We start from the raw sequence: 1,204 nt of genomic DNA, 5'->3' as shown, positions 1-1,204 counted from the left end.
CGACGTCCCCCCAATCTCAGTAGCACTACGCTTTAGAGTCCAAGGCTAATTTACCTGATTTCTCCGCCAGTAATTTGGCGTAGGCCGCTGGCGTCAAACCACCCAGCGCTTTCTTGGGCCTTTCGTTGTTGTACTCCCTTCGCCAGGCTTCGATCACGATCTGAGCATGGCGCAGACTGGTGAACCAGTGTTCGTTCAGGCATTCGTCCCGGAAGCGCCCGTTAAACGATTCGATGTAAGCGTTCTGATTCGGCTTGCCCGGCTCAATGAGGAACAGCTGAACACCCCGAGCGTGCGCCCAGGTGAGCATCGCACGGCTGCAGAACTCCTTGCCGTTATCCGTCCTGATCGCTTTGGGCAAGCCGCGCGTCTGCGCCAACTGGTCGAGAACGCGCGTCAGGTGCACGCCACTCATCGCCCGTTCCGGCACAATGGCCACCGCTTCGTGCGTGGCGTCATCAACGATAGTCAGGCTCTTGATGACACGCCCCTCTGCTGTCCGGTCGAACACGAAGTCCATCGACCAAACCTGGTTGGCCGCCATTGGCCGCACCAGCGGATGACGGTCTGCCACCGGCACTTTCTTGCGCTTACGCCGACGAATTTGCAGACCCGCCTCGGCATAGAGCCGGTCCACGCGCTTGTGATTGACCTGCATACCTTCCTGTCGCAGTTTCAGGTAAATCATGCTGGCACCGTAGCGCCGGTGGCGCTGCGCCAGGGTGATGATTTTTTCCTTGAGCGAGGCATTACGGTCTGGCTGCGGCTGGTAGCGGAAGGCGCTGGGGCTCATGCCCGCCACCCGCAACGAGCGGCGTTCACTCAGCCCCTTGCCCATCAAGTGGCGCACCAGCTCCCGCCGTGACGGTGCGCTCACCACTTCTTTCGGAGGGCTTCCTTGGTGATCTCGTTCTCGAGCATCGTCTCGGCCAGGAGCTTCTTCAGCCGAGCGTTCTCGGCTTCCAGCTCTTTGAGACGCTTGGCCTCCGAGACATTCATGCCACCAAACTTGCTGCGCCAGAGGTAGTAGCTGGCTTCCGAGAAGGCATGCTTGCGGCACAGCTCGGCTACGGGCATGCCGGCTTCTGCTTCACGAAGGAAGCCGATGATCTGCTCTTCGGTGAATCGTTTCTTCATGTCCAACTCCTTGTCATGGTGGATTGGACGCTAAAGTCACGCGCTACTCAAGATGGGGTGGACGTCG

Annotated in this window: 1 protein-coding gene; it reads right to left on the bottom strand. The window is 59.5% G+C overall.

Annotated elements, in window-relative coordinates:
- Positions 1–25 precede the first annotated feature (25 nt).
- Positions 26–1,137, bottom strand: a protein-coding gene (locus FLQ03_RS01365; RefSeq protein ID WP_144374142.1) for an IS3 family transposase whose coding sequence is annotated in 2 segments (ribosomal slippage) — positions 26–879 and positions 879–1,137 — 1,113 coding nt in all. Because the reading frame shifts where the segments join, the coding sequence is not laid out codon by codon here.
- Positions 1,138–1,204 lie beyond the last annotated feature (67 nt).

Source organism: Vogesella urethralis, from assembly GCF_007644045.2.
In the GTDB taxonomy this organism is placed as follows: domain Bacteria; phylum Pseudomonadota; class Gammaproteobacteria; order Burkholderiales; family Chromobacteriaceae; genus Vogesella; species Vogesella urethralis.
This window is presented reverse-complemented; position numbering and strand designations above follow the sequence as displayed.